This is a genomic window from Nocardia sp. NPDC001965 (genome assembly GCF_053594175.1).
On record NZ_JBSFDZ010000001.1, the window covers coordinates 610,959 to 637,682 of the forward strand.

Sequence of the window (26,724 nt, forward strand, 5' to 3'; positions counted from 1 at the left end):
ACTGAGGGGAGGAGCGCCGTACGAGAAGAGGGGTCGATGCCGGACCACCCAGTCGTCCCGATGCGGCTCGGACTCGACCACGGGGGCACCGAGTGAGCGAGCCACTGTGGCTCGACCCGGCGGAGATGCGCGCCTCCGCAGCGCAACTGGATGCTGTCGCCACCGAGCTCACGGAAATCCTGGCCGAGCTCATCGCGATCCGTATCCGCGAGGGCGACAGCTGGGGTGGCGACAAACCCGGTGAGACCTTCGCCTCGACCTACGTTCCGGCAGCGAAGCAGAGCCTCGAAGGGTTCGAGAACCTGGTGGCCGGCCTCCGCACCATGGGTTCCGGGATCCGCGACACCGCCGACCTGTTCGAACAGCAGGACAATCAGGGGGGTGTGCAGATCCGCGCCGCGAACCCGGCCCAGCCGAACACCACGGCCGACGGTTCGGCCGGCCCGGTCGACTCGGTATCAGCACCGGCAACGAACCACCCGACCGATCCGGCCGGATCCGCTGGGCAACCGTGGTCGAGCTCGGCAGCAGGTGGTGGGTCCGATGCTCCGACAGCGGGTGCGGCGGTCCGGTCGCCGGCCGGGGAGGCCACGACCTCGGCAGTGAGCGATCACGTGCCGGACACCACATCGCAACCGGAACAACAGCAGCCGGGATCGGGTGACAACGCCGCCCCGGACTCCGGACCTGGTGCGGACACCAATGGAGAACCACCACCCTCCGCTGTCCCCCCATCTGTCCCCACATCGACTGTCCCCCCGTCCGGTACGCCTGTTCCGACCGCGGCCGGACCCGGCGCTCCGGCCGCACCGACGCGCGCGGGAGCGGCGCCGTCGCAGCCCTCGGCGAACTCGACTCCGGCCGTCCCCGTTCGAGCCGTTCAAGGAAACGGAGCAGCAGCAGCCCCGGCCCGCACCGATTCGGGCCCACCGCGATCCGGCGCCGCGACGACCCCCGCTCCTGCGGAGAACCCGGTACCGCCGCGGGTTTCCCCACCGCGCACCCACGCCCGCCCACCCGGCCGGCCCGGGCAGGGTGACGAGGAGAAGAACCGCACCCCGGCCGCCCGCGGGAAACAGGTTTCCCCGCCCGCGGGACCACAGCCCGATGCCGAGGCCATGCGCATCCTGCGCGAGATGGCGGCAGCACACGGCCTCGTCGTCGCTGGATTCGAAACCACCGGAATCGCCGAACAGACGGCCCAGGAGATCGCCGATGCCGTCGATACCGTCCTGCCCGAGTACTCGATCCCGCTGCACGGCATAGAGATCAGTGACGACGGCCCGCCTTCGCACGTCGAGAACCGCGGTGTCACACCGGCCGCGCATTCGGGGCATGCGCCGGAGCTCTGGATTCTGTTGTCCCGGGACTCGGTTGCCGATCCGGGCGGTTTCGCCGGACGCGCCGGGATAACGACCGAGCCCGCGGACACCGCTCCCGAGCAGCGACCGATGTACACGACGATGCTGCTGGAACTGGGCCGGGTACTGGACCTCGCCGGCAACCTGCGCGCCCGCGCGGAAGCGCAACGCGCGCTCATCACCGAATACCTGCGCATCACCGGCGCGCAGGGCGACAATCTGGGCCGGATCGTCGGTGGATACAGACGATGGCGCGCCCAGCTGGGCGACCAGTGCTTCGACCAGCAGATCTTCTCGCCCGGCCGGGCGCTGGCGGTCGCCTTCGCCACTGTCGAACTACACGGTGACAGTGCGAGCGCACCGGCGAAAGTTCTGCACCGCCTACTGGTCGCGCTGGCGCAGACGGCATCGCCCGACTCCACCCCACCGGCTTCTCATCATCGCTGATCGGGGGAGGATCGAATCATGGATCGGGGCAACCGAGAGACGCTGCTGTCCGCCGACAACGGCTTGCGCGGTCAGGTCGAGCGACTGCTCGATACCTACGAGCGGGAGCACGACCGGATGGCCGAGACCTACCGGCAGGTGGAAGCGCTACGAATGCAGGCCTGCTCGCCGGACCGAGCGGTGGAGGTGACAGTCGACTCCGGCGGTGTCCTCACGGAACTGAAGCTGACCGCCGCCGCACTCCGCAGATCACCCGAGGCGCTCGCCCGATCCATCGTCGACACGGTACAGGCCGCGGTTCGGGACCTCCGTGAAGAACATCGATCGCTGATCGAGGCCGCGACGGCCGAATCCCCGGATTTGGCCGATCAACCGGACATCATGCCCGGGACCCCCGGCCTGGACGGTATCCGCGCCTATCTGCGCGGCGACCAGAGCCGGGCAGACTGACCCGGCCGACCGAGGGCCGACATCGTTCCCATTGGTGGAAAATCTTTCCGGTCGAGCAAGAATGACCCTTCCGAGTGGTTTCCGAAGGAGCCTCGGGATCCTGTAGGCCGTGGTTGATGGGTTGGGTGTGTCTCTGCGACTTCCTCCATGGCTTCCGGTCGTCGTCATCGAAATCGTGGCCGGCCACTTTCCCGAGGCCATGGAAGATTCGATGCGGGACGAGGCCGATTCGTTGTCGGCAGCGGCCGAACGATGCCGCGAGCGCGCGTTGTATCTCGACCACAAGGCCGACAATCTGAGTTCGGCCATCCGGGGCGCGGGCGGAAACGATATCGAGAAGCAATACCGTGCTTTCGCGGAGAGATTACGCGCGAAGGCCGACGAACTCGACGGTCAGGCCGTGCAGATGTACGAAGGAGCCAATGCCTTCGAACTTCAGAAGTGGACTGTTATCGCGTTCGCGGTAATCCTGCTGTGGGCATTGGTCCAGGCTGCCATCGCATACGCGGCCGGTGGTCAGATACAGGCCTACCTCGCCGAGATGCGCACTCGCACAGCGCTGGAGCTCGCGGAGCGGCGGCTGCTGGAACACCTGATCGGTCTCGGCGCCAGGCGGGTGGCCGACCGTGGCACCGGAGCACTGGTCGGCAACGCGGTGAAGATCGGCATCATCCAGGGTGGCGGTGTCAACTACGCCGTGCAACAGAAGCAGGTGGACGCGGGCGACCGCGCTGCCGTCGACAAGAAGGCCGTCTTCATCGCGGCGGCCGCGGGCGGGGCGGGCGGGGCGGGCGGCGCGGCCGCCGCCAAGACAGCCGGCGACCGCTGGATCATTCCCGCCACCATGGCCCGCGCCGCACGCGCGACGAGCACAACGGGCCAGGTGGCCGAACAGTTCGCCGGCACCGTGCTGACCGGCATACTCGGCGGACTGGTGGGTGGGCTCTTCGGCGCTGGTGTGGCGATCGGACTGTCCGGCGAGAAACTGACGGTTGCGGGCTTCACCGAAGGACTCGTACCGGCCGCGGCCGGCGGGTTCCTCGGCGCCGCGGGCCACGGAGTCGCGAGCCTACGTCCCCCTCGCCCGCCGGGAGCCGGGGTATCCGGCGGCCCGGCGGATACCTCGGCGCCCGGCAGCGTCTCACTCGTCGATGCGCTCCGGGCATACCAGCGCAAGGCCACCGGAGCACCGCCGGAGATGCCGAAAACGAGCCGGCAGCGCATGAACGACATCCTGTCGCGGGCGCTCCGGGAACCGACCACGCCATCCGTTCAGGAACCGACCGCGCCCCAGGTCAACTCCACCGACTGGGTACCGAAGAACCCGGGCGTGCCACTACCGGACAATGTCAGCCATCCGAAGACCGTGGCTTTCGCGCCGAAAAGTGATTCCGCACCGCCGGTTCCGGTCGGGCTCGTCGCCGGTGCCGCGAGCGAGCCCGCCGGTCCTCGACCACACGGTCCGATCGCCGAGTCCGCGAGCGGGCCCGGTTCCCCGTCCGCCGGCGCCCCGCGGCAGCCGGCCGGGGAACTGCACGCCCGGCTGCTGCAGCGGATCGCGGCGGACGAGAACGCGCAGCCGGGCGGCCCACCCGGCCCACCGGTGAACCGCGCAGCGGCACTGCACAGCCTCGGCCGTGACGAGGACACCGCGGCGCATCCGGCGGCGAAACCCGACAAGCCCGCCGGACCGGCCACCGGCGGAGTGAACCGGCTACCCGCCGAAGAATTCAACGCCGCCCGGCTCGGACGGGGACAGGAAAAGGGCTACGACGCGCCGGCACATCCGGTCGCCGAAAAAGCCGAGACACCGAAAGGCGCGCTCACGGCGGAAGCCGAAGGTACTGCGGCACGGTCCACGGACGCGGCGGCCGGATCGAAACCATCGCCGGAAGCACCGGGCGCGGCCAGGGCAGCGGCGCAAGCCCCTCGTGTCACGGCCGCCGAGGACGCCGGACCACCGGTGCAGCCCGAACAGAACGGCACACCGGCCGGATCGCCGGAACAGCGCGTCCCCGGCGACGAACGCGCGGCGCCGGAAGCTGCGGGAGCGAAGTCGGGAGGATGGAAAAGCGAAACCGAAGCCCCGGACACAGCTGCGAAGCCCACCACGGACCCCGCGCGGACCGTCGACGAAGCCGACGTGCCCGCCGACGACGGTGGCGAGGCGTCGGCGCAGGGCCGGACCGAGGCCGGATCGCCGGACGAGCCGCCGGCGGACGCGACCGCCGGACCCGCACCGGACCCCGACTCGATCGATATCGAGGCTCGATACCTGGCCGAGACCGACGATGTGATCAACGGTCACGCGGCAACGGATTGGAGCCTCGTATCGCCGGAGGGCATGGAGTGGATGGTCCGGCACGGCAGCGACCGGGAAGCGGCGATGTCGATCATCGAGATGATCCGGCGCGGCGATCCCGACGGGAAGGTGCTGCGGTGGACCCAGGTCATGGCGATGCTGGTCGCCCGGGACAGTGGTGTGGGCAATATGCATACGGGCGAGGGCAAAACTCTCGTGTTCATGGCGGCGGGCGCCCTGATATCCGCGCGCGGCGGCCCGGTGAAGATCATCACCACCCGGGATTACCTGGCCAGTGAGGCCTTCGGCCAATACCGGACGGTTCTGGGCTCCTTCGGATTCGATATCGTGCGCATGAACCCGGACACACCGTACGCGACGCCTACCGAGGGTCGGCCCACTATTTTCGTCGGCACGATGGACGACATCGGATTCGGTGAGCTACGTGGCAATATCGTTCCCGCGCGTCGCAACGGGGTCGACGAGATCGACGAGGCCCTGGTCTTCGGCGACACCACGTTCATCCTGTCGGAGGGATCGGGGAACCCGGCGGGAAGCGAGGTCGCCACACAGGTCACCGACGCCCACGCGTTCCTCACCGATGCCCGGAAGGTGGGACTGCTCAACGAATTCGATTTCGGCCGTGAACCCGACCGGACCGGCGGCGGAACCGCACTCACCGAAGCCGGCCGCCACAAGGTAGAGGATATCCTCGGGCGGCCGCTCACCGATGCCGAGACCCATCGGCTGACCATGGCGGCCACGGCGGAGTGGGAGTACATCGAGAACGACAACTACGTGGTGTGGCATCATCCCGAACTCGGCCTCGAACACCTCACCACCCCCACCGGCGAGCGGATTCCCAACCCGGATTCGCACAAGATCTACATTATCGATCCGACAACACACAAAGTGATGTTCGATGCCGAGACCTCCACCGAAAGTCGCTGGAACGGTGGGCTGGCCCAGGCCGTGGAAGCCAAGCACGGCATCCGGATCCGGGACGATCCGGCCAGTTCCGCCTCGGTCACCGCCCGTGAGCTCCTGTCACCGGAGAAGAGCGATCAGCTCTTCGGCTACTCCGGTACTGCCAGCAATGTCGCCGAGGAGCTGAAGAGCAATCACGGCGTCAGACATGTGGTCGAGATCCCGCGCGCCGCACCGTCGAAGCTGACGATCCTCGACGATCACCTCGCGGTCGGGGAGCCCGGGAAGATCAGCCACCAGGACGCCAAGATGCTGGCCATGGCGCACAGCATCGCCGGACGTCGACCCGATGGCAATCCGCTACTGGCGATCTGCAACCGCAACAGCGAGGTGGGCAGGCTCTCCAGCAGACTCGACGACCTCGGTATCGAGCACATCGCGGTGGACGCGGAGTTCTTCCTCCGCCACGGCGCCGACGCCGACGCCGAACTACAGAAGATCTTCCACGAGGCCGGGCAGCGCGGAAAAGTGCTGGTCATCAACCGGCAGGGCGGGCGCGGTGTCGATATCCCCGTCGGCGCGGATATCGACGCGATCGGCGGCCTGCATGTACTGATCTCCGGCCATTCGGCGGAATCGCGCGCTATCGATATCCAGGCCGAGAACCGCACCGCCCGCAGTGGCCGAAGCGGTAGCGTCCAGTACTTCACCGCCCCCGACGACGCCCTCTACGCGTCCGCCCCCGAAGCCCAGATCTCCATCATCCGCTACACCCAGCACCAGGAAGCCCTCGCCGAACACCATGCCGCATTGGCCGAACACGCCGCGGCTCCCACCGAGGCGACCCGGGCACGACTTCACGAGAAGACCAACAACCTCGCGGTCGCGCAGCGCAATCTCGCCGAAGCCCAAGCCGATTTCCGCGATCTGACCGCGAAACTGCAACCATTCGGTCTCCGCAGGACCGAAACCTACGATCTCGCCGCCGCCCACGACTCCCGTGCACCGCCCACAGCAGAGGGCGTCGCCGATACCGGGGCCCCGCAACCGGCCCGGCATCCACCGCCGGAACACGCCGGGGCGAAAGGTTCCGCGGCAGCGACGATTTCGGCGACCGGTGAGCCGCAACAGCAGGCGCCGGTGGGAGAACCGGTCCGGGCGCCCGCGATCGCACCCGCTGTCCCGAGCGCCGCGGTATCCACGGGAGCCGCACCCGGTGTCACAGCCGAAGTGCCCACCACCGAACCGGTGCCGGCCGGGCCGGCTCCGGCCCGCGCCGGAGACCAGGCCGCGCAACCGGCCACCACGCACCCGGCCACCCGGGCCGTGGTCCAGGCGCACTGGCCCGGCACGCTGCAGCAGGTGACCACCATGCTGGGCTGGGATCCGGCCGCCGGCACACCCGCCGCGCCGGTTCAGCAGCTGGCGCACGCGATCGCGTTCGCCGGGTTCCGCGCCGGGGAACTGGACGGCCCGCAGGCGACGGCAGAACTGGGCGAGCGGCTACGCGCACACACCGAGGACGTACTGCTGGACACCCTGAACCAGCTCGGCCCGGCCGAACGCGGACATGTCACCGAAGCGCTGCGCACACTGCCGCGCGGCGAGCGGCTCACCCCGGAACAGATAGACGCGCTGGAACAGCTCACCCAGGCCGTCCACGCCCAGCATCGTGCCGCGATCCCGGCCGCCCCGACACCGGCCCCCGAGCAGGCGATCGCCGATACCCCGGCGGAAGCCGCCGCCCCGGCTGTGCCCGCCGTACCGGTCGATTCGCAGAATTCCGCCGAGCCCGGTCCGCCGAACGCGCTCACCGGGGGTTCGGCCGCGATCGATCCGCAGTCGGCCGCGGGGCCCCCGCTCGTATCCCGGACAGCCGCTGATCATCCGGCGACCGCACCGAAACTCGAGCCCGGAGCCGAATGGGATCTGCGAGCGCTTCAGCGCAGTGTGGCAGCCGCGTACGCGGCGCTCGCGGGCGTCACCGACGCCGACCCGGTGCTGGCAGCGCTCGCCACGGCGCCGATTGCCCTTTTCGGCCGGGCCGTGGACACCCTTCCGCCGAGTCAGCGAACTGCCCTGCAGCTCCGGTTCCAGCGGGGACTCACGGCGGAGCAGGTCGCGTATGTGCACAATGCGCGCACCGCCGACGCCGCACACTGGCACGCCACCACAGTGCGGGCCATCACCGCGGGCGGGCTGCGCCGTCTCGCCCGGTCCATAGCCGCGGAGTACGGGATCCCGGGCGCGCCCGCCGAACTCACCGCCGCGGAGCTCGCTGTCGTCGAGGCGACGGCACAGGGACTGACGCGGGCGGCAGTCGCCCAGCGGTTGGGCCTGCCAGGGCGGGCAGTGGCGGCGATCACCCGGCAGGCCGTGGAAAAACTGAATGCCCGGAACCGGGCCGCGGCCGTCGTCGCGGCGACGCGCCGCGGCGATCTGGACATCACCACGGTTCCGGCGACACGAGCGCACGCGGCAGCACCTGCGTCGGACGAGCAGATCAGCGTGCTGACCCTCACCGCACAGGGTCTGGATCCGCAGGCTGTCGCGGTGATCATGTCCATGCGGCCCGCGCAGGTCCAGGCGCACCTCGACGCGCTCGGTGTCCGGTTCGGCTGCCGTACCCCCGCCGGAACGGTGGCGGCCGCGATCTGCGTGGGGCTTCTCGATATCGAGGGGCCGGAATGGGTACCGGCCGACGGGGTGCGCAACCGCCCCGACCGGGCCGAAGGCGAGTCGCGTTCGCGGCCGGCGGTCACCGCCGCCGATCCCGGCGGGGCACGGGCGCCCTTCGTCGCGACAGACGAGGCGCCGGTCGACGAGTCGGCGCTCTCCCGGGCCCGGCAAGGCGACAGGGCGGCCGGACAGGCGCTGGCCCGCCGCTACGGGCGCGGCAATATCCAGCGTGTACTCGCCCTGCTGGGCTGGGACGCGGCCCGCGGGACCCCGCATACCCAACTTTCGCGCCTGGCCCACGCCGTCCAGCTCGGTGTGATCGCGTTCGCCGAACGCAACCACTGGCCGGTGCCAGACGGTGCCGAGGTGCCCGACTGGATGTTCGAGGTCGCCCAGGGCATCCTGCTCGACGATCTCGACCTGATCGGTGTCGCCGATCGCCGGCTCGTCGGAGCCGCGATCACCGCCTTGCACCACGGCGACGACCTGGCAGCGGCGCAGATCTCCGCACTGGAGCGGCTCGCCACCGCCGCCCACGAGCGGACCCGCAACCCCGCCGGTACCGCGCAGCAGCAACCGATCGCACCCGTGGGCCGGCCGGGGCTGGACGAAGCCCTCCAGGAGCCCGGCGTCGCGATACCGGTCGGCGCCATGGCGCCCGGGACGGTCACCGCGATCGATCCGGCAAACCCTATCGGCTCCCACACCGTGATCGGGCGGGGCAGCGGGACACCGCGCAAGCTCACCGGGCGCGAGATCGAGGTGTTGACACTGGTCGCGGTCGGCCGGACGGACGATCAGATAGCGACCGAGCTCGGTATCTCACCGGGAACCGTCCGGAAGCACCTCGACAATGTGCGCCGCAAGTACGGCAACGCGCCGCGCGAGGAACTACCCGCACTCGCGACCCGGGCGGCGGGGCTCACCGCGAACAATCCGGTTTCCGGTGCCGGATCCCTGACGGCTGCGGGTACCACGCGGCAGCCCGGCAGGACCGTTACCGCAGTCACGGATTCCGCAACGGACCAGCAGTACCGGCTCGATGAACAGACCTTCGCCCTCGCGCTCTCCGCTGTCGAACAACGGTGCGGCGAACTCGACCTCGACCCAGCACACCAGCGGCAACTCGCCCGCACGATCACTACCGAGGCGCTGCGCCGGATGGCGCAGCGGCAACCCGCCGGATCGGCGAATCCCGGGCAGATCCCGGCCTCGGCCCTCCTACGGGCGGTCCATGAGCACATCGAGTCGGCGCTGTTCCGGCACCGGCTGTGGCTGGCCCTGCCCCGCGGCGTGCGCACCGGACCCTACGGCCGGAACCTCGCCGCCACCACCACCTCCGAGTTCCGACAGCGCCTCGACGACCTGCGCGCGACGAACCCCACGCAGTACCGCTGTCTGGTGCTGCTGCACCGGCAGAGACTCTCGCCCGACCAGGCCGCGGCAACCCTGCGGGACAGTGTCCGCACCATACGAGCGATGGAATACTATGCCACGCACCGGGTGGCGGGCGTTCCCGCGGCGGAGATCAGCGAATTCGCGGACGACGAGAATCCGCCGATCGCCACGAAGCGCTCCGGTGCCCGGCCGACCCCGGACCCCGACGCACTCCCGAAGGTCGAATCCGCGTTCCGCCAGGCACTCCACGCACTCGCCCGCGGCGACGCCGCTCCACTCGACGTACTGCTGAGCGCGGTCGCCCGGCTCGAGCCCGAACATCGGCAAATTCTCGAACTCCGATACCTGAAGGGCCTGACCATGGCACAGGTATCCGCGGCCGCGCGCCCGAACCGCACCGACAACGCCGTCAAGCAAGCCCATCGGCGAGCCGCCCGTTCTCTCGCCGGGATGATCGACGCCGATCCGCGACTGGCCGCGGCCGTGCGGATGCCGCCCGCCGGAGCGGACGCCGCGGAATCCGGCCGGGAAGGCGACCGCGGGCAACGCGACGAACACAGAGCCGGTGCCGACCGGAGCGCGACGACGCTGACCACGGAAATTCGTGCGGTGCTCGGTCCGCTCGGCGAACACTTCCGATTCGACGACAACGGTGATCTCGAATTCGTCGCCGACGCAACCGGACTGCCGGAATTCGACACGGTACGTGAACTGTTCACCGCTCTACGACCACAATTCGAGGACATCCGCGCCACCCGGTGGTACGTCCGCACCCTCGATCAGATCCGCCGCCGGGCGGCGGACGCACCGCATGCGGCGCCGGCCGGCGCCGTGAAAAACAAGCTCGCCGGGAAAACCGAGCCCGGTCCGGTACCCACGACGGTCGCAGAATCCGCCGGTTCCCCCGAGCTGGTGCAGATCATCACAGCGCGGCAATCGTTACAGCAGCTCACAACCGCCGCCGCGGAATCCGGTTGGCAAACTGTCGTATCGAGTTCGATCCGTGATGCCATCCATTCGGGAGCTCTACCGCCGGGCACCCTGTTGCCGTCGGCGGCTCGACTCGCGGGGCAGCTCGGATCACTGTCCAGGGCCACTGTCGAACGCGTCTACCGTGGATTGGCCGACGAGGGGCTCGTCCTGACTCGGCGCGGTATCGGGACCACTGTCACTGTTCCCGATACCGGACGACGCCGCCGGCCCGGGGCCGCCCGGGAAGTGCTGAATTGCATCAATCAGACCGCCGAGGCGATCTGGGCTCTCGGGCTCGGGACGAGAACGCAGCTCGGGGTCGGCGAGAACCATTGGTGGGATCTCCGGAAGGCCATCGCCACACAGCTCGTCCCGACCCATTTCGACAATGCCGACGAGGACCCGCTGGGCCATATCGTCGAGGAGATCCGACGCTTCGGGAGGAAGGCCGATACCGCTGTCGTGCTCGTCGACGACGGCAAGAAGATGCACTCCTACACCATTGTCAATGTCGACGGCCGGTCCGGCGGTCGTATCGTCGTCTTCGACACCAATATCGGCCGCTCGGGCAGCTCGGTCGATATTCCCCGCGTGCGCACGCACGAGAACTGGACCCAGTCCTACACCCGCGACATCGAAGCGGCATTCGTCGCGTACCTCACTCCGGGTGAAAACGGCGAGCTCACCAACCGCTATCCCGAAGTACCCGGTCTGCCGACCCCGCGCGACGACGGCGAAATCCAAGGATTGCCCGATAACGGGCCGACCCCGGCCGGCCGGTGGTCCGGGGTACGGCCGACCGCCCACCCGACACCGACCGTCGAACTCACTCCCGACGAGCTCGAAGTACTCCAGCTCGCCGCCCAGGACAAGACGCTCGACTCGATCGCCGGCACCATGCGAATCGGCCGCAACATCGTCCGCCGGCACCTGGCCCGCGCCGGCGAGAAGCTCGGCACCCAGGGACTTCTCGCGACGGTATCGGCCGCCCTCGAACAGGGCTTGCTCGCGGTCGGCGCGCCGGATCTGAATCGTCCGCTGTCACACTCCGCGCGCCACGGCACGCTGTCTCCCCGCGAATACGACGTACTCGTGCTCACGGCGAAGGGCTTGCCGAAGACGGAGATCGGGCGTCGACTCGGCATATCCGAGCGCAGCGTCACCGACAGGTTGGACGCGGCAGGCCGCAAGCTCGGTGCGCGCCGCCGTATTCCGATGGTGATCGAGGCGACCCGCCAGCGGGTGATAGGCCCGGTAGGCCATGTCGAACTGTCCGAAGAGGAGGCTTGCGTGGTCGGTCTGGTGGCCGACGGCCGATCGGCGGCGTTCCTGGCCTCGGTCCTGCAGATGTCCCCGTACCAGGTGAACCGGATACTCGCCCGGCTGAACTCCACGCTCGCCGCCGCGAGCGGGGTGCACATCGACTCCGCGCTCCCGGTGACGGGCCGAACCGGATTCACCACCGCACAGTCCCGAATCCTGCGGCTACTGGTGGAAGCTCTTCCCGGCACCGAAGACAGCCCGGAGTTTCTTCCGGAAACTCTGCAGCAGTTCCGCACCAGGATCGCAGAACGATCACCGACGCCCCTCGGCGACCGGGAACGCCGGGTGCTCGATCGGATCGCCCAGGGTCGTACTCCCGAGGAAACAGCTCGGGAACTGGGGCTTTCGCTCGAATCGGTTCGTGCCGATATCGCCGCCGCGGAGATCGGATTCGGCACCAGCGGACTGATTCCCACCGTGCTGGCGGCCGTACGCACGGGTGCGGTCACCGGCTCCGTGTCGGCGGCACCGGTTCGCCTGTCGCCCACCGAACTGCGTGTCGTCCGAATGGTGGCACACGATCTGTCCGATGCGGCCGTGGGTGCCGTGATCGGGCCGAAATGGGTGGCACCACTTCTTCGGGGTCTCTTCGAGAAGTTCGGCGTCGGCAATCGGATGGAGTTGGCGGTCGCGGCACAGAGCAGCGGTGCACTCGACGGCCTCGAGTACGAACCGCCGGTCGATGAGCCGCCGCACGAATCCGAAGAGGCCGACGCGTCGGCAGCGGAGCTGCTGCTCGCTCCGCTGAGCAGCCGTGAGCGCTCGGCACTCACCCTGCTCGCCCGCGGTGTGTCCGCGACGGAAGCTTCCGGGGAATTGGAGATTTCGCCCGCCACGGTCCACCGCTACGTCGAACGCGCGGGTAAGAAGCTCGGGACCAGCAGAGTGATACCCACCGTTCTGGCGGCGGTTCGCGTCGGCGAGATCGAAGACGCCCGTACTGCGGAGAGCGACGACCGGATCGAACTGTCGCCGGTCGAAACCCGCGTCGTCACCATGATCGCGGATGGGCTCACCAACAGCGATATCGCCGCCGTGGTGGGCCGGGATCGCGTGCAATCACTGCTCACCACCCTCCACCGCAAGTTCGGGGTCCGCTCGGCCGGAACCGAGAGCAGAGTCCTGCTGGCGCTGGCAGCGCAGCGTCACGGGCTACTCGAACTGCCGCCCGGAACGACAGCACCGGCGCCGGACGCACTGCGCCGACTTCGGTCCGGTTTGCGGATCGCCCGGATCCGAGCCGAATTGGCCGCTATGTTCGCGGTGGATCCGACCTCGGTGACACCGGGAGCAGTGGTACAGGCGCTGTCGCTCGTCCAGCAGTACATACGCGACACGACGGCGACTCCCGCGACAGTGGCCGCGGTGTCCGAGCCATTGGCGCGGTGGATCGGCGCCCGGCTCGAGCTGGAACAGGCCATCGCCGAGATCCCCGCCGCCGCCCCGCGGACAAGGTCGGGTTCGGCGCGCCGGGAACACCTCAGAGTCCAGATGACGGCCCAGAGCGAGGAACTGGTCGATCAGCTGATCCAGCTACTCGGACCACCACGTTCGGCCGGAGTCACGCACCGGCCCGAAGGCAGACCGCTCGCCTTCCTGGGCTCGGTGGCCGAGGAGACCGGTTCGGAACAACTCGGCCACCTCGTCGACTCCGTCGCGGAATATCTCGAGCTCGCACGCGCCGCGGCACCGATAGCACCGGTCGACGCGGTCGGGGCGCATGCGCTCCGGTGTCAGTTGGCCGCCGCGCTGGGTGTCCCGGTGCACGAGTTGGGGCGACGGACGGCACTTCTGCTCGGGTTCCCGGCTACCGAGTGGGGTCGGCGCCCCTCTCATGCCGATATCGCCGCACTCGCCGGGGTGAGCCGGACGCTGGTCCGGGAAGTCCTCACCGGAGACCGGCCGAGCTACACCGAGCCGGCACAGCGCGTACTGGTCGCCGCGCAGTGGCTGGGATGCCTCGACAGGTTCGACGATATCGTCGATCCAGCCTTCGCCGAGCACCGGTTCGTACCGCCACGGTTCGTCCAAGGTCGTTTAATACCGGGCCGATTCACGAAGCAACCCCAGAAGGCCTGGGTCACCGGCAGAGTCGGTGTCACCTGGCGAACAGCCGAGACAGCGCTGCGCGGTTCCGGCGATCCCGATCTCGTTCGCAGGGTTCACGAGGCCGCCGACGCGGTCGGTTACTGGTACCACCCCGCCGAGGCTCGGCCGTTGCCGCCGACCGCCTCGGAAAAGACCGAACAGGCCCCGGCAGTGCCGGAAACGCAGCCGGTCCGAAACCCCGGATCGGGAGCCCCCCGAAACGCTGCGCGTTCCACACCCGAGAGTACGGTCGGCCGGCCCGCTGCCCGGACATCGCCGTGGCGCACCCCGGCGGCCGGCGAAAAACCCACGCAGACCATGGCTGCGGGCTCACGTTCTTCCCCCTGGAAGCCACGGACACCGGCCCCGGCCGACGGGCCGGTAGCGGAGGACCCGGACGCCGGGCGACGCGCCATCGACCAACCGGCCGGGGATGCCGAGGACCCGCGGCCGCTGGAACGCACCGTGTTCGATGCGGTCCACGCCGTTGTCCACGACGCCGAGGCCGCCGCCGCGATCACCGCGGAGGTCATCGCGCAAGTGGGCGAAGATACGGTCACAGCTCTCGCGGTCGCCACCGATCTCGCTGTGGCGCATCTCGAGTTCGCCCATTTCCGGCAGTCGCTGCTCACCTGCCTGATCGTGGACGCACGCATGGCACCGATCGACAGCCGCGTCGAGGCGTTGCACAGAGCCACCTCGTCCGAGCTGCAGCACTGCCTCGACGAGCTCGCCGATGCGGATCGCGAGCTGCTGACGGCTCGATTCCGGGAGGGTCTGCAGCGCGCCGAAGTGGCCGCCCGGCACCCGAATGCGACGAAGCCGAGCCGTGCGGCGGAATCCGGGGCGGTCCGGGATCTGGTGAACAGACTGGTGAGAATCGTGGAGCCGGAGTATGTGGTCATCCGCGGCATGCGGCCGGTGGTCTCCGGTCTGCTACCGCGGCAACAGTACCGGCCCCTGGGCGGGCAGTCGGGCCGGGAAATGCCGGACGAGATCGCCCGCGGACTTGTCGAGCAGGCGCTGCGCGGAGATTCGAGCACGCTGAGCGGAAAGAACAACACCAACATCGTGGTGGGCAACGGCGAGTTCATGGTGCGTTTCCCCAAGCCCGGCGGCACGGATACCAAGATCCTCGACGAAGCGCGTCTGCTCACCTGGTATGCGCGCAAGGCCGCGAACGTGCCACCGGTCTACGCGGTGGTCGACGGTGTCACCATGCCCGACGGCAGCGTTGTCGACGGGGTCCAGATACACGGATTCGTCCAAGGGGCGGCACCGCTCGCCGAACGTCGGGTGATTCGCGTGGACAAGGTCGTCGCGGCACTCACCTCACTGCACGATATTTCACCCAAGGTGCCGGCGGACCGCGCCGAATTCCTGGGCCGCATGATCCAAGAAGAAACGACCCTGTATCTGGCAGCGCTGCCCGAACTCGGTGAGCTCTTCCGCGAACTCGGTATTCCGACCGACCCGTTCGCGGCCGTCGCGCGACGGGCCCACACGCTCGGCTACACATTGTTGACACTGATCCACGGCGATGCGCATCTGCGGAATCTCGTCGAGCAGATCGAGCAACCCGGCGGGCCCGTCATACCGGTCGATCACGAGATGACCAGGCCCGGTGATCCACTCTACGACTGGGTCCGGCTGTACCACCTCACACCGAACTGGCCCTTCCGGAAGGCGCTGCTCGAGCAGGTCGAAATCGATCCCGAAATATTCCGGACCTACAAGCTGTTCATGGATATCCAGCGCGTGATCCACGACACCATCGATCTCGCTCGTGCCGCGCGCTTCGGTCTGCTCACTCCCGCACAGATCTCCTTCGCCCGCGAAGAACTGATACTCGCGTTCGGCGGTACGAGTGTCGAATGGGGTAATCGGGATCAGGTGACACTCGGCGATTTCTTCGCCGCGGTAGGCGTGCAGGGCGCGGTACCGAAGCGGACGGCCGAGCCGGAGGTGCCGGTGACCTCGTACGAAGCGGAAGCCGCCACAGCCGCTCGGCGCGCCGAATCCTGGTCCGCCGGCACCGTCACACCCGAGTACGGCGCGGCGGCGCCGGACCCGGAGGCGGCCACAACTGCGGAGCTGACCGACTGGGCCGAAGGCTTGACCACTGGGCAAGCGCGGCAGGTCATGGTGGACCTGCGGGAGCAGGTAAGCGACCGGCTGGCCGCGGTCCGCCGTGGAGAAACGCCGCCCGCAGTGGAACTGACCGGCCCGGCATTGCTGCTCAACGCGGTGATCGCCGCACTGTGTCAGCGATTCGCCGAGCCGTTCGCCTACCTCAGCGGCCCAGAGTTCGTGGAATTGCTCAATGCGCGAACGCTGGCCGAAGTAGCGGACCAGCTCGCAGCCTGGGCGCCCGTCACCCGCGAGATGTACGCCGGGGGCCGGGCCGTACTCGACAGTGTGGCAGCCGTCCCCGTCCGCGGCTCCGCGGCCCATCCCCTCCATCCGATGCTCGAGCTGCTCGGGCGGATCAACTACCGAATGGAGCAACTCGCCCGATCGCGCAACGGTCCGGCCGAAGCCGCCGCGCCCACGCCCGTATCCTCGATCGACACCATGCCGGAACGACTGGCCGCAGCTGTCCCCTGGGCCAGGTCGGATGCCGAACGTGAAGAAGCCAGGTATTGGACCGAAGTCGCCGACACCTTCTTGCGCGGGCGCGCAGAGTACCGTGTCGACCCCGAGCTGGCAGACGCCTACCGCCGTCTGCCGGCCCGCGGCGAGGCATTCGCCCAGGCCCGTGCAGCAGCGGGTCCGGAGTTCGCCGCAGCGACTGCGGATTACATCGCCGACCTGCTGACGACGGCAAACCATGAGCTCGTCGACACCAGTGACGATACCGCGGGACTCGACCATCTTCGTCTGGCTGCCGAGGCGCTGGCCGAAGCGGCCGCCCACCCGGGCGCGGGCCGATCGATCGGCGAAGCCGCTACCGAGCTCGCGCGAATACACGACAGGCTGACCGCGGCCCGCGACCGGGCCGCCGACGGTATGGCTGTGACACGCCTGCACCTGGTTGCGGTGGCAGAAATCGTGGACAACGACCGGATGCGTGAACTCACCGCGGAAGCGCTGGATCTTCTTCGTGACGCCGGCAACTGGGCCCGGCCCGCGCCACAGGAGACCACACCGCCGACCGCGGAAACACCGTGGACCAACGGCCGGGCGCGGCTCATCGACGAGTGCGTCGCGGGCAGCGCGCAATTCCTCTGGGCGCTCGGCGCGGACGGCGCCGCCGCACCTGCTGCCGGCGAGAAGAAATGGCGCGACCTCCAGCGGGCGATCAACGCGACACTGCTGCCCGCGCCGCTGGCCGGCAGTGGTTCCGGGCCCGACCGGCTCCAGCACATCGTCGACACGGTGACGAATCCGGAGAACGCGGTGGACTCCGCCGTGGTCCTCGTCGACGACGGCACGACAATGCACACCTACGTTGTCACCGACGTCGCCGGAGTCGCCGTCATCTACGACATCAATATCGATCACACCGGCGCCGACCCCGGCCTGACCGTGGCGGAGGCGCGCACCATCCCCCGGGTGCAGACCGCGGACAAATGGGTGCAGCAATTCACCGATATCCAGAGGGCCCACGTCGCCTATCTCACCGTCAACGACCTCGATCAGCTCGAAGACGTACACAAAGGCACCGGCGCGGACACCGAATGGGCCCCGCCACGCGACGGAGAGATCACCGGTCCGCCTACCGATCCAGACGATACGACCGGCGATACCGGACCGGCCGGAACGGGAAACCCGGACACCGCCGCGCGGCTCACCCGTGCAGATGCCGACGCTCTGCTGCGGGACACCCACAGCCGACCACCCGATCAGCAGGACGGCCCGGACGACCTGTGGCTGCGCCCGGATCCACGGCCGGGACGCACCGGGGCACAGGTTCTCGTCCGCTACCTCCGTGACACCGTGAGCCCGGGAGTGCCCGCTCTGGTCGGCTCCGCGCTCCGGGACATGACGCGCGCGCTGGGCAAGATCGGTGCCGATACCGGCGCGTCGGAATCCTCCGGTGCCCGCACTCCCCGGGTCCTCTACGCAGACGACGATCTCGTGATTTCCGAATTCGTTCCGGGAGAGACGGTTACGGTCACCGAATTCGTGAACCCGGACATGTCGTTGCGTGTCGAGAAGTTGCAGGCGCTGTTCGACCAGCTCACCCGCGACGAGGCGCCGCCGCCCGTCGGGTCCCCTACCCGGGCCGAGTGGGAGAAAGGCGTGCTCCGCGCCCTGCGCATCGCGGAAGCACGGATCGACGGGTTCGGCGAGGGACTCCGATGCCTGGAATTGCCGGCAACGTACCAGACCTTGCGGCCGTATGCCCTCGGCCCCGAGACCGATGATCCGGTGCGCATGCACCCAGGGGTGATTCTCGGCAACCTGACGCGGGCACCGGACAGCGGCCTCACGGCGCAGGAATGGCAACTGACCGGGGCCGGGCCGCTGGAGTGGGTGTATGCGGCGTTCATAGTCCGCAACCCGTGGCCGCCCCCGGTGCGACCGCAAGTGGTGCAGTGGTGCAACCAGCGCATCACGCGACTACGCGGCGCCGCGGGAACCGCGGCTTTTCACCGATATCTCGCGGTGGAGGCCCACATCGCAACGATCGACCAGGCTTTCCGGTTGGCCGAAACCGCGGCGGGCAGCACGGCCGGTTTCACCCAGCTGACGTCGGAGCTGGAGGCGAATCTCGGTATCGCCCGACATCCGATGACACATGATCCGATCGCTGGTGTGCCGCTCGCCCCGCGGGTGCTCGCGGACCTTGCCGAACTGGCCGGTCGGGGTTGGCAAGCCGCGGACAGCCGGGTGGTGATCACGCCCCGTTCGGATGAACCCCTGGCGAAGGCGATCTCACCGACCGCGCGGCAACTGCTCGAGGATCGGGAACGCTACGAATGGGTCCGGGCCTCGGTCAGCAAGGAAACGGGTCCCGACCCCGACCGTCCGCACCGGCTGGTGGTGACAGAACCCACCGAATACGAATCCGTCGACCCCGCGAGTGGCGTGGTGCAACGCCTGAGAATGCACTGCGTCGTGATGATCGGCCAGATGGAGTTCGGCGATGTGGACGTCCGGTTCGACCTCCGAACCGACGGCACTGTCGTCGCCTGTGTGGACCCCGGCGCACCCGCCGATTTCGTACCCGCGTATCTGCTGTTGCGTGAGGGTCCCGGCCGTGGCGGGTTCCTGGACATGATCCGCCACTTCGTGCGCGGGGCCGACGCGGACGAACTCCGGATCAGGATCGGCGACCACACCGAAAATCATTCGCTGAACGACCCGGTACACCTGTTGCGGGCGGGGTTCGTGCCGCTGGTGGACTCGTCCCGATGGCTGAGCGAGTCCTGCCGCACTGCGGTCCCTGCGGTGGAGACGGAGCCGGGGGTCCTGGGACGGCAATTCAGCCGGGATCAGGCACTCCGGGTGATGGACCGAGTCCGGCTGAGCCCGCCGGACGAGTACGAGAACCAATGCGGCGTATGGCACCTCCCACTCGAGCCCGGTCCGGGCCGGGCCACCGGCCCGATGCTGACCGTGCGGGTATATCTCCCCGAGGCCGAACAGCTCAACTTCGATCTCGACGAGCTCGCCCTGGAGGCGTCGGTGACCTCGGAGCGATTCCACCGGGCACGGGTGAAGGGGCCTCGGCTGCTCTTCGACTCCGGCCGGTCGGGATCGATCGAAGGTATCGCGACGCGTGTCACGATCCACGAGTACGTACCGGGCAGCCTGATCCGTCCCGAAGAAGGATGGGAACGCACCACACTCGATGTATTCCCGGAGATGTTCCGGCTGCATACCACCCCGGTCTACACGAACACTACGTTTCGGCCACAGCACGGTTGGGACCACAGACAACAGAGCCGGCTGCGTGCACTGGAGCACGAAGACGTCGAACACCGGCTGGACATCCTGACCGGCGGGGCGCCACTTTTCACCACGTGGCGACCGCTCACCGACGACGAGCACGGAAGCTCGATGGGCTTCACCCACGGGAATCCCATCCGGCGCAAGATGCGCCGCGGCACGGACGGCCGCATCGGATTCACCGATACCAAATCCGCCCAGTACGCCCCGGTCGCCTGGGACTGGGCCCGTTACTATCTCGGCAACGACTGGCTCGACGATGCCGAGCGGACGTCGGTGGAGCAGTGGATCAAACATATGCTGGCCGAGCACTACGGCCCGCGCGCAGTCACCGATTTCGACCGGTACGTATTGTTGGAGGCACGTAAATCGCTCACCGGCGACGCCTATCGCCTTCCCCGGAAAATCGCCGCCAAACTCGTATCGGTCGACGAGGTCGTCGGCGCCTTCCACCGCAATATCGTCCATGTATGGCGGGCCTCGGGTTCGGACCGGCAGCGAATGCTGTCCGAGGACGACGCCCGGCGACTGCTGATCGAATGGTCACAGCGCGAGCTGGACGCGTACACACCCGGCGTCCCCGTCCCCGCACCCACCGGCCCGGTGCATACCGTGCGGGCCGAGCCGGCGACACAGACGCAGTGGGCGCGGCGATTGTTCACCGTCTTCCGCAACTCCGGAAGTCATGTGACATATGCCGAAACACAACAACCACTGGCACTGGCCCAATCCTGGGACGGCCCGCAGCGACTCGAACCGTCGGCCGCGCGGATCGAGTACCCGAGCCCACCGGATGGCGGGGTCGTCGCCGTGATGACCGTCGAAGCGACCGTCATGGAGGGCGTCCGAACATTCGACGATGTCGAGATCACTCTCGAGTTGAATGAATCGGGCCTGCTCACCGCGGTCTGCTACGTTTCCGATGCCTATACGCCCTACGATCACCTGATCCTCGACTTCGCCCGCCGTGCCGGTGCCGACCGGGTGCGGTTACAGGTCATCGACGGACCGGGTGCGGCGCGGGCGGGATTCGGCTGGGACCCCGAGCACCTCGATACGATCGAGTCGGTCCTGACGAGGCTGCTCGACCGGCTCGCCGACGGCGACTCGCCGCAACCCGGTATCCGTGAGCTGCGCAGCCGATTGCGCGACGGCGAGATCCCCACACCCTTGGAGTTGCTCGACGCCGGATTCGATTTCGACGAACTCACCGCGCAGCTTCCTACCTTTCCGCGTTCGTGGTGGGGTGCGATCGATGTGGCGGACGCCAACGACGCGGGAGGCTCCGTCTGGACCAGCCGCGAAATCTCCCGGAATCGTCGTTTCACTGCCCCACCGCCCGCCCGGGCGGCCCTGCCGGCCGATATCGGGGACCAGGGCAGCGGGGCTCTCGACCCGAAAGCCGTCGCCCGGCTCGCGCTGCGTGCCGCGCTGCGATCCCCGGACCGGCAGGGAAACAACAAGCTCGCCTGGTTCGACCGGGACGACGAGGGCAACGCGGTCGTGGTGACCAGGGACCTCCCGACAACGACCCCGGCGAAGGACCTTACCCGCAATCCCCGGCCGGAGGACGGGGTCGGGCGCTGGTTCCGGCCGCTGCCGTTCGATGCGACCGACGCACAGCGTCTGGCGGCGACCGCGGTCGGTGTCGCGACGGATCTCTATGTCTGGGGCCCGTACCAGGTGAGGAGATTCATCGATGGGCGCACTCCGGATGCGGCCGATCCGGATCTGGGGACGGTGATGGAAACGCTCGAGGCTCTACTCGCGGCGAAACGGAAACTGCTCGACCTGCCACTGCCCGAAGAATGGAAGCGGCGGTCGGTGACCGAGCATTTGCACCTCTTTCTCGACTTCAGCCGGCGGAATCATTCCCGACGAGCGCCGTGGCTGGACCAGCTCTTCCAGCTCGCACCCCATCAGGCCTGGTCGCCCGATACCGACGACGATCTGTGGCGGCCCGGTCTGAACCACAACGATATGACGTTCGACAATGTCAGGCTCGCCGAAGACGGCACGCTCACCCTCTTGGACTGGGATAATGCGACGGTCAGCCACCCGTTGTGGGACTACGTCACCATGCTCTGGACGAACTGGTCGCCGGATCGTGCCGAGATGGCCGAGGCCAGGATACGAAGCGAGGTTCGCGCGCTTTTCGGTGACCGGGGTGAACAGGAGCTGGACCGACTGCTGACGATGGCGTGCCTCGATTCGCTCTACGCCGACTCGATCAGCTACCCGGTGAAAATCGCCCAAGACCCCGACCGCGCCGACAAGTTGGTAGGGCGTTTCTACTCCGACTATCAGCGCCTGTGCCGCCTGCGCGGCTGGGAACCCCACCCCGTCGCGGCGGTCCACACTCTGATGTGGAAAGCGGCGGACAGACTCCGCGCCAGTTGGCGGGCCGAACCGCTACCGGTGAAAACGATCGCGCCGCTCGGCCCCGCGCATTCGGCCACCACACGGCCGGACTCGGCGCTGCCGGTGGCCACTGCGGCCGGTGACGCCGAATTGCTCGCGGCCGTCACCGACCTGTGCGGCGCGCAGTACGGCCGGCCACCCTGCGCCCTGCACGCGACTGCCGCGAAATTCACCGGACAGGGGGGTGATCGATATCTGACGGTGACGGCAACGCTGGTCGAGAAAACCACCCGGTACTCGTTCGAACAGGGCGATCTGCGGTTCCATGTCCGCAGGGACGACGCCGGTCTGATCACGGTGACGTTCGACCATATCTTCGCACGCGGAAAGACCCTGGAAGATTTCATGGCCGACTTCGTGCCCCGGCTACGCCGGGCGATCGGCGCGGGCGGCCGGATCGTACTGCCGATCCACGGCCCCGACGCTTTCCGGATCGCCGCGAAGCACGGTTTCCGGCTGGACGCCGACTCCACCCACCTCGCCGAATCGCGGGCGAGCACCGTGCATTTGCTCCGCGCGAACGGTCTGGACACCGTCGCCGACCCGGTCCTCGACCGGTTCGACCGCCCGGCTTCGACGCGACCCGCTTTCGCCGAACTGGCCGCTTATCTCGGCCGGGCGACGAAGAATTGGCCGCACGACGGCCGATGGTGGGGTGTGCTGCACGGTCTGCCCGCTGATGCCGAAGAGAGCACGGCCACCACGGGAGCCGGATCGAATGCAGCCGGGGATGCCCGTCACGGACCCCGGCCGGTGCGACCGGAGACCGGCACCGACGATCCGGGACTGACCGAACCACAGATCGAGTTGTTCGCGACGATGGTCCGTAACCGGGCGTGGTTCGTCGGGAACCATCACGGTGTATGGGTCATCGAGATGCCCAACGGCCACAAGGTCGTGGTCCGGGTCGCCACCGATACCCCCAATCCAAACTTCGATCCGCGTAAAGGCCTCGTCTTCGGTGAGCCGCTGGCGGTGGAGCTGGCCGGCAAGGCCGGAGTCCGGGTACCCGAGCTGCACCATATCGGCGAACGGGCGGCCTACCCGGAGAGCTTCCTGATCCACGAACACCTGGACGGCCGTCACCCCGGCCCGGGCGAACCGTGGCAGTCTGTCGCGGAAGCACTGTTCGTGGAGCTCGATCGGATGCATGCGCTGCACCCGGACGACTGGAACGATTCCGCGCACGGACGCACCCTCCCCACCACCCGTGTCGAATGGGAGCGGCGTCTGGCGCTCGAGGTGTCCCGGATCCGGCTCGAATACGATACGCAGGAACCGACGACCCGGCTCCACGGCGACCTGGGTATGCCCGGATTGCACGAGGTCTTCGAGGTACGGCCCGCGTCCGGCGAGGATATCCGGCTCGGCGCCGTCCACGGCGATCCGACGTTCGGCAATGTCCTGCGACAGGGCCGAAACGGGGAACAGATCGCGCTGCTCGATCTGGAGCTCACGCAGCCGGGCCCACCGGTGTGGGATTATGTCGCCTTCGCCAGCCGGAACCCGTGGCCCACCGACGCTGTACGCGCGGAGGTCGAGGGCTGGTGCCGGCTGCGGCTGCGGCGGTACTACGGCGAACAGGCGGTCTCGGATTTCGACCGGTACCTGGTGCTGGAGGCATGGAAATCCGCGGCGGGCGACAGTTTCCGGCTACCGTTGCGAGTAGCTGCCGATCCCGCTTTCCTCGACGGCGAGTCCGAGGTCCTCGAGGACGCGGCCCGGGCATTGCATCGAAATCTCACTCGCGTATTCGATGCCGCTGGAAAACCGGAACCGACGCTCGCGGAGGTGCGCGCCCATATCGCACGGTGGGCGCTATTGCTCGTACAGCAGCGGGAGCAGCAACGACCGGGCCACCGGGCCACCGGCGGATCGGCGACCGATGCGACGACCGATGACAGCACTTCCCGGCTGCCGCAGATGTCGATCCGCAGCCTGCTCGCCTTCGGCAGCGGTGAACTGCAGGCTGCGGTGGCCGTGATGAAGAGCGGTGACGGTCCGGCACGACTGGAGCCGGTCGCGGCACGATTCGATCCCCTCGGCCCGACCGAAACCGACATCGTGAGCCGGATCACGATGCGCACCGTCCTGATGGCCGGATCGTACGAATACGGCCATGTTTCCGTCGCTTTCGAGCTCGACCGTTCGGGCCGCGTCACCGCCCGGCCGGATTCCACCGCCGATCTCGCGCTGCTCGCCGAGGAATACGGCGGCCCCTACGTGCTCGGAGCCGCCGAAGAGCTCGCTCGACGGCTGGGCGCCGACACTCTCTCGCTCGAGGTGACCGGCAAAGAGGGAGTGCAGGCCGCGCAGAACGAATTCGGCTGGGACCTCGACCCCGCGAAATGGGCCGCCACCGCCGCCTCCCTGACCGCGACGATCCGGTCCCAGGCACCCGACGGCGCGTCCGCCGATCCCGCGGATTCGCTCCCGGCGCAGCCGCAGGAGGTGAACCGGCGCTTCGGCCCGGGCGTACTGCGCGCCACCCGATGGTGGGCGAGCAAGAATCTCACCGACGCCACCGTCGCGGTGACTCCGATCGAATTCCACACGCCCACCGGCCGGCCACGCAAAGTGAACTTCCTGCCCACCGCGAACGAGACCGTCGCGGACGCCGAGCTGACGCCGGAAAAGGTCGTACAACTCGCGGTGACCACAGCCATGGAACCCGCCCACGCGCGCGGGCACTACACGCACGTCTGGTGTGTCAGCGATCGTGACGGAAAGGTATGGAAAGTGCGACTCGTCGCGGCCGAACCGGGAGACAAGGACCTCGCCGCCAACCCCACTCATCCCAAACTGCTCGGCGGCGACCGGGCCTTCCAATGGATCGACCTGACCGAGAGCCGGGCCGAGGACCTGGCCCGCGGCGGCGGCGTGAACGTTCCGGAAACGGTAGCGGCGTGGGGGTCGGGCCCGGCGAGCCGGGGCGCCAGCTCCATCCGCCGCATGGGAGCGGGCAAGATCCCCACTACCGCCGAGGAGGATCGCTGGGAGACCCTGAAAGGCCTGCTGCGGCAGCTGCGAAAACTGCAGAAGGTCGAACTCCCGGACGACCTGGCGGCGCGTACGGTCGCCGAACAGGAGCAGCTGTACCGGAGTATGCAGCGGATCAAGTACGAGCAGCGGCACAGCTTCCTCGACGCACTGGGCATCCCGATGCCGCACGAGATCTCGGTACCCGGCGACACCACCTGGGATGCGGCCCTGAGCCACGGCAACGCCACCTTCCGCAATCTGTGGGTGCGCACGGACGGCGAAGTGGCGCTGGACAACTGGAACCTCACCGGGATCCGCCACCAGCTCTGGGACTACGTGACGATCTTCTGGAGTCCGTGGGCGGCCAGGGATCTGGACCGGGTGAGGACTATGGTCGAGAACGAGATCGTCGAGCGATTCGGCGAGCCCGGTCGCAACGAATTCCGCAGGTTGCGTGCGATAGCCTGCCTGGACTCGCTCTACAGCGATTCGAACAATTTCGTCCAGAAGATCCGTGTCGACCCGCGCCAGGCCGCGACACTCACCCGCCGCTTCTATTCCGACTATCTCGCCCTCTGGACCTACGCCGACGCGGTCGGCTCGTGGCCCACACGCGGCGCACGGCCGCTGAGTTTCGGAACAGTCCGTGACCTCCTGCTCCATGCCGCGAATCCGGGGCACCCCCGGCCCACGGCACTCGGCGCCGATGCCGATATCGATAGCACCGCGGCCACGGCGCCCCGAAGCCCGCGCGGGACCGATGCGAACCCGGATCCGGGTCTGACCGCCGTTCCGGTGATATCGGATCTGCTGGCCGAACACCTCGCGGAGAGCGAACTCCTGCCGAGATTGTCCGGGTTGGCGCAACAGTTCGGGCCCGACGTCGAACTCGTGCTCGACCGCGTCGACTATCTGCGTCAGGGTCCGGCGGGATTCGTATCCGGTGTCCGGATCCGAGGGACGTTCGTCGGCCGCGGCGGAAAAGCCGCCGAAATCGGTGATCTCGACCTGAGCATCGAATGGGACGACAGCGGCCGGCTCGCTGCTCGTTTCGACAAGCTGTGGATCGAACCGTGGCACGAACGCACCGGTGTCAGCCGCACTGTCGTTCCGGCGCTGCGCGATTACCTCCGCCGATGCGGGGTGGAGAAACTCGGCGTCACCGTCCACGGCCGCCGAGGGGCAGCCGCCGCGATCTCCCACGGAATCGACTGGGACTACGAAGCCGATCCCGCCCGCCTGGCCGAATGCATGCGGGCCCTGGGCCTGCGTATCCGTGCCCACCTCGCCATCACCCCGAACCCCGGAGTCACCGCCGGGCTCCGCCAGCTGCTCGGTGAACTCGAATACCCTCCGAACGACCGCTATCCGACGCCCGCCGAAATCGCCCACCATCTGCCGCCGGGATTGAACGCGGCCGATTTCTTCGAGGGGTTCCACTGGCAGGGCGTCGCCGTGCCCTGACCGTGCCGCCCC

At 68.4% G+C, this 26,724-nt stretch carries 3 protein-coding genes; all 3 read left to right on the forward strand.

From position 1 onward, the window contains the following. Positions 1-92: 92 nt before the first annotated feature. A complete protein-coding gene (locus ACWCPQ_RS02785) occupies positions 93-1,808 on the forward strand; it encodes a hypothetical protein (protein ID WP_449893934.1) in 1,716 nt (571 codons plus the stop codon). Between the two features lie 18 nt (positions 1,809-1,826). Then, the gene (locus ACWCPQ_RS02790) at positions 1,827-2,258 is read left to right on the forward strand and encodes a YbaB/EbfC family nucleoid-associated protein (RefSeq protein ID WP_449893935.1); all 432 of its coding nucleotides are present in this window, start codon (positions 1,827-1,829) and stop codon (positions 2,256-2,258) included. A 109-nt stretch (positions 2,259-2,367) separates the two neighbouring features. Then, the gene (locus ACWCPQ_RS02795) at positions 2,368-26,712 is read left to right on the forward strand and encodes a LuxR C-terminal-related transcriptional regulator (protein ID WP_449893937.1); all 24,345 of its coding nucleotides are present in this window, start codon (positions 2,368-2,370) and stop codon (positions 26,710-26,712) included. Positions 26,713-26,724 lie beyond the last annotated feature (12 nt).